3 protein-coding genes are annotated in these 6,088 nt (G+C 60.1%); all 3 read right to left on the bottom strand.

Features of this window, described 5'->3' with window-relative positions:
- Positions 1–297 precede the first annotated feature (297 nt).
- The 3 genes from IV098_RS11995 to IV098_RS11985 all read right to left on the bottom strand — a co-directional run bounded on the left by IV098_RS11995 (position 298) and on the right by IV098_RS11985 (position 5,994).
- Positions 298–2,910: an AAA family ATPase gene (locus tag IV098_RS11995; RefSeq protein WP_296889398.1), complete on the bottom strand. Its 2,613-nt coding sequence runs from the start codon at positions 2,908–2,910 to the stop codon at positions 298–300.
- Between the two features lie 496 nt (positions 2,911–3,406).
- Complete coding sequence (locus tag IV098_RS11990; RefSeq protein ID WP_296889397.1) at positions 3,407–5,725, bottom strand: cation-translocating P-type ATPase; 2,319 nt, start codon at positions 5,723–5,725, stop codon at positions 3,407–3,409.
- 56 nt (positions 5,726–5,781) lie between these two features.
- Positions 5,782–5,994, bottom strand: a complete 213-nt coding sequence (locus tag IV098_RS11985; protein ID WP_296889395.1) for an SHOCT domain-containing protein — start codon at positions 5,992–5,994, stop codon at positions 5,782–5,784.
- Positions 5,995–6,088 lie beyond the last annotated feature (94 nt).

Below are 6,088 nucleotides of genomic sequence, written 5' to 3'. Positions count from 1 at the left end.
ACTCCTTCTGCTTGCGCAGTTTCTAGTGTGTTGCATCCACCGGTTGAATTCGCAGCCATAAAGCTGACGTGATTCGGGAGTATCAGCACGGGCAGCTTCGGCCGACTTCCGGTCCTCGGCCTTTGCCGACGTTGGCGCCGGCTCAGTTGTATGACTGGTGTCGAGTGGTTTGCTGTCGTTATAGGTGAACGGCACGTACCAGCAGTCCAAGCCCGATTTTGGACTATTGACCACAGCCAGCTATACGTCTCTCGAAATCATTGGCGTGCTATCAACAACGCTACGCTATGACTGTGCTCAAGCCCTCGCCGCAGCCACCTGTTTCAGTCTCTTGTCGGTGGCTGCACGAAAGGCTTCCAGCCGCTCAATGTCCTGGCTGAGCTCATCTGGATCAGGCACGGGAAGCCTACCGACCACCATCGCAGCATCGTGCTCGAACTTCGAGCTCTTGCTCATGCCCGCGTCAATCTCACGATAGTCGTCATCGTTCACGACGACAGATCGAATTCGTTGGGTCGAAATACCCTCACCGAACCTCTGCACTGCGCCATTGAGCAAAACCTCTTCGATGCATCGCTCCCAAGTCAAACGCAAGCGCCCGTAGCAGAACGCAGTCAATCGACGATGAGTGTCGTCGTCGCCATCCTTATGTGCCCTGCGAACGTCGACCAGTATTTGCCGCAGCTTCGCGATACGGTCTTTCGTAGTGGCAACATCGAAGGGGAAATCCTGCGAATGGACGCCAAAGCCTTGGGCGGTTCTCCGGATGTAGTTCTTGGCTAACGGGGCTCCTGCCGCCTCTGCCTTCTGCTCCAAGATGCAAAGAAAGTAGATGTCATGGGTAAACACGAGCACCTGCCGAAACTGCGACTCCATGGCCAGACGCTCGGCCACTTCCCAGCGTCGGCGGTGATCAAGCGATGAGACAGGATCGTCAATCACGATTCCGCCGCGCCCCTTTCCCAGCCTCAGCTCTGCCATGAAGGACGCGATGGCGATGGCCCGCTGCTCTCCTTCGCTCAGGATTGCCGATGGTGCACCTCCGCCGGGAAGTTGGAGAGTCAGCTTGTATTGCGTCTTGCCACCGGGCGACTCCGTCTTCATTGCGACACTGAGCTCGTGGACTTTCAGCCGCTTAAGTTCTTCGTTGAGGGCATCGGCCAACTCCTGGCTGGCCATGGTTCGAGAGAGCTCCGTTGATTTCCTGGAAATACCACGCGTATCCATGCCGTCAATGCAAGCCTGCAGTTTGCGGCAGAGCTCATGCTTGGACATGGCCTCCAGCACGGCTACTTTAACTTCACCAAGCCTGCGCCGAGCATCAAGCTCCTGCCTCTCTGAGACCATGGCAGCCTTGGCTTTTTCGTCCGCGGTAGCGTCGAGCGCTTTAGCCTGTTCTTGCAGGCCTGCCGCCAGCGCGCCCAATGTCGGCTGCGGATCCTCTGAAAGTTTCTGGATTTCCTCCCACTCCAGCTTTCCGGCCGATGCTGACAAGGCCGCTTTTTGCCGTGTCGTCAGAGCTTCTTGAAGCATTGAGCAAGCGGCTGCAAGAAGTGGATCGATCTCCTTAAGCTCGTCGAGCAATGCCTGCCCAACCATCAAATCTAGCGAGGCTTGCTGGATCGCCTTGTAAGCTGCTTCAGCTTCGCTCCTTGCTTTCTTGGCAGCAGATTCAGCGGCTTGCTTGATGAAGGCTTCGAAGTGGGCAAGACGCTCTGCACCTTCTGCTCCGAGGGGGTTTTGGCAAAGAGGGCATGCCGACTCGGGCGGAAGCCACGGAAACTCGTGGCCAGCATGTGACAGCGTGGCGAATGTTCGGGCCGCTTCGAACAGGGCTTTCCACTCATCCCCGCCGGTTCCTGCCAATTGTCCTGGCGTTTGTTTGAACTCAACAGCAGCCAACTCGGCGGCAGCCCTTGCGGACTTGGATTTTTCGATCAGAGCTCGAAGCTCTGACATCTTGGCATCGTCGATCAGGGCGACAGAAGTTGCGATCCGCCCATTGAGCTCAAGTAGCCTGTTCGCCTTTTGGCGAAGAGCTTGCGCCTTCTGTTTTGGATCGGGCTCAGCAAGGGTCTTTGTCAATAGATCGAGCCGCTCATTCTCGGCATCGGAAAGGGTCGCTAGGGCCTCAATCTCTTCTGGCTTGGTTGTCTTGGGGATACCCAGAAGAGCCTTCCCAACTCTCGTCTGCTCATTGGCCAACGCAGTATAGATGGCATTGCTTGGGGCGTTGGCCGTCTTCTCTTCAGTGGCTCGTGTCTTGAGTTTGTTGCAAACGGCGACAAGCCCTTCGAGGATGTCCAAGCCATAGGGGCGATACGCGAAGTCACCTTGGTTGTCGATGTAGGCGCGGGCGCAGTGGGTATCGAAGATCGCGATCTCGGACAAGGGCTCGGGTGACGGCAACCCATAGGTCCAAGCCAAGTCCATCGCCACGCCATCGATCATGGCCTCGAATGTGGCCGATGGAGTTCCAACCTGCTTGGGATCCAACTTCGCGTCGGGAAGGATCGGCTCTCGTCGATCCCTAGCCCGGCAGGCGTGCTTGAGTACCCTCGAATAACCCGATTTACCCGCCCCGTTTTCGCCGTAGATGACGGTGAGTCCAGCAGGGGCGATGGGCAGTAGCCCACCGTTGGCGAGGGCGTTGACGTTCGAAAGATCCTTGACCGCGACAAGCTGAACGAGCCGGGAGGGATCCGCAGGAGCGGCTACCTGGGCGTCTTCAAGCCGCTTGGGAGTCCGCCCCTGCGGATCGGGAATACCGGCTTCTGACTTGGCCAAAGCATAAAGGTCTTCAAGGTCAATAGCCCCGAGTTCACGCTCAGTGTAGAGCCTAGCGATGGCGTCCTGCTGCCAAACGGCGAGGTCTTGCGACCACGTGTAAATTTCTTGAAGAATCGACACCTAAACTCCCTAGTCTTCTGGTTTGACGTCGCCATTGTCTACCGTGGAGGCGAACTCATCTGTGCTAGTCACATCTTAAGACCGAATCGCTACACTGACTTGGTGAGTGCCGTCCGTGTACGTTTCAGCCTTCATAAGTGCGTGATGCAGGCTCAGCGTTTTAATGCAGTAGCCTCGGGCTAATGTGGACTCCCAGTTGCTGATTGCGCATAAGTCCGCTATCAGCAGGGGAGGTAATCATGCCCGCCAATAGAAGGACTGCTCAATGGCTGATTGCTGACAACCGACCTTGGGTCTCAACAGGCCGCTTCGGCCGAGGAGGCGCCGGAGGTGAAGCTAGTCTCAGCCGGCTGGAAGTCGGCCAGAGGACCGTGAGGCAAGCCGACGCTTCAGTCCACTACCAACCCTGAAGAGACAGTCGTGGCTATCCATCGATAGGTCTGTTCAGAGGTAGGCCGCGACCAAAAATAAAAACAACTTATGTCGTGCCGATTTTTCAACCAATGGCACGCGTCGCCACAGGGTCGTGCGCACCAATGCCTTCGAGACGGGTGCGTTTGAGCAGCAGCGCATTGACGGCCACCAACGCCGAGCTGCCGGACATCGCGAGCGCGGCAACTTCGGGGCTGATGACGAAGGGATAGAACACCCCGGCGGCGAGCGGAAAAGCGACCACGTTGTAGGCCACGGCCCATACCAGATTCTGGTGCATCTTGCGCAACGTGGCGCGTGACAGGGCAATCGCACCGACCACGTCGAGCGGATCGCTCTTCATCAGCACCACGTCGGCACTCTCCATGGCAACGTCGGTGCCCGCGCCGATGGCAAAGCCTACATCGGCCTGCGTCAGCGCCGGCGCGTCGTTGATGCCGTCCCCGACCATGCCGACTTTCTTGCCCTGTGCCTGCAATGCCTTCACCTTGTCGGCCTTTTGCCCGGGCAGCACGTCGGCGAGCACGAGATCGATGCCCAGCCCTGCGGCAATGCGCTCGGCCGTCGCCTGGTTGTCTCCGGTGAGCATTGCAACCTGAACGCCTTGCTCGCGCAGTTTGCGCACTGTCGCCGCCGAAGTCGGTCGCGCCGCATCGGCAATGGCAATGAGGCCAACCAGTTTTCCTCCATGCGCGACGTGCACCACCGTCCGCCCGGCTCCCTGCATCTCGTCGGACTTCGCCGCGAGTCCGCCCATGTCGACGCGCCCAGCCTGCATCAGCATGCGATTGCCCAGCAATACCGTACGCCCATCGACCTCTCCCCGGGCGCCCATGCCGTCGATGTTGGTAAAGCCGGTTACCGGCTGCGTTTTCAGGCTTCCGGCGCGCTTGAGAACTGCCTGCGCCAGGGGGTGCTCGGAGCCTTGCTCTACGGCGGCGGCGAGCGCGAGCACCGCGTCTTCGCTGTTGCCCGGCGCAGCGACTATTTCCACCACGTCCGGCTGGCCCAGGGTGAGGGTGCCGGTCTTGTCGAAGATGATGATGTCGAGCCGGGTCGCCTCCTCGAGTGCGGCGGCGTTCTTGAACAGGATGCCGTTCATTGCACCGAGGCCGGTGCCGACCATTACCGCCATTGGTGTGGCAAGCCCCAAGGCATCCGGGCAGGCGATGACGAACACGGTGATCGTCAGGGTGAGCGCAAACAACAGTGGCTGGCCGATCCACCAGAACCACACTGCGAAGGTGGCCAAGCCGATCACCAGCGCGATCAGCACCAGCCATTGCGAGGCGCGGTCGGCCAGCAGCTGCGCCGGCGCCTTCGAGTTCTGCGCTTCCTGCACCAGCTTGACGATCTGCGCCAGCGCAGTGTCGGCGCCGACCTTGGTGGCGCGATAGACGAAGCTGCCACTCTTGTTGATGGTGGCGCCAATCACCGTGTCGCCGGGCTTCTTGCCGACCGGCATGGATTCGCCGGTGAGCATGGATTCATCCACCTGCGACTCGCCTTCCGTCACTTCGCCGTCTACCGGAATCTTGCTGCCGGGGCGAATCATGAGCAGATCCCCTGCCATCACCTCGGCGGTGGGCAATTGCGTTTCGTGCCCTTCACGGATCACCGTGGCCATCGGCGGGGCAAGATCGAGCAGCGTGCGGATTGCCGCCGAGGCACCGGCGCGGGCACGCATCTCCAGCCAGTGGCCGAGCAGAATAAACACCAGCAGTACCGCTACCGCCTCGTAGAACTGCACCCCCGTGAAGAAAAAGGTCGCGCCCACGCTGAACAGATAGCCGGTGCCGACCGACATCACCACCAGCACCGCCATGTTGAGTACGCCATTTTTGAGCGCACGCCAGGCGGCGACCACAAACGGCCAGACCGGATAGAGCACCGCGACGCTGGCGAGCAGGAACAGCCAGACATTGAGGGGCAGGTCGAACGGTGGCGCCGGCGGGGTGAACATGCCGCCCATGGGGGAATAGACGAAGACCGGCACGGTAAACGCGGTCGCGATGAGGAATCGGTTGCGCATGTCGCGCGCCATTGCCTGCATGTCCATGCCGGCGCCGTGGCCCATCTCATGTGCCATCACGTCCGCCGTCGCGGCATGCGCTTCATGTGCGTGGCCGGCCACAAGCCGCTCTTCGGGGGCGCAGAGGTGCCTGGGCAGTTGCGCGCCGGCGCAGTGGTAACCGCACTCGCGTACGCCAGCCTCGATGGCCTGGAGATCGGTGGCGGTTTCGTCGTAGGCAACCGTGGCGCTGCCGGCGACATAATTCACTTCGGCCGTGTGTATGCCCGGCAGCCTCAAGAGCTGCTTCTCGATGCCGCGTGCGCTCAGCGCCGACAACAAGCCTGTGACTTCGATGGTCGCGGTTTGCATGAGGTGGCCTCCGCACGTGACTTTGTCAGTATTGCTTTGGCCAAATGGTCACGGCCTTACTCCGCCAGATCGGCGCGCCGTTTCAGGAACTCATCCCGGTCGATTTCACCGCGGGCATAACGTTCTTCAAGGATATCCAGTGCCGTGCGCCCGGGTTTCCAGTTCCGGTCGCGGATGACGTAACTGATCACCAGGGCGATCAGCACGAGTGGGATAAGCCAGACCAGGATCATTGCCCACCCCATGCCGAAATGTTCAAAGCCGACCATGTCCCGCCCCCTTGTCCGGTGCGCCGGACTTCGCTTATTTGGCTGGTGGGCTGCTCTGCATCATGTCCATGCGCTTCTCCATCATGTCCATGCG

Source organism: Thiobacillus sp. (genome assembly GCF_018780105.1).
Classification (GTDB): Bacteria; Pseudomonadota; Gammaproteobacteria; order Burkholderiales; family Thiobacillaceae; genus Thiobacillus.
The sequence above is the reverse complement of the archived record's forward strand: the minus strand, read 5'-3'. Positions and strand labels throughout refer to the sequence as shown.

What these genes read in the sequence shown, in the direction of transcription:
- IV098_RS11985 (WP_296889395.1), bottom strand. Translation starts at nt 5,994, where the DNA reads ATGGTCGGCTTTGAACATTTCGGCATGGGGTGGGCAATGATCCTGGTC.
- IV098_RS11990 (WP_296889397.1), bottom strand. Translation starts at nt 5,725, where the DNA reads ATGCAAACCGCGACCATCGAAGTCACAGGCTTGTTGTCGGCGCTGAGC.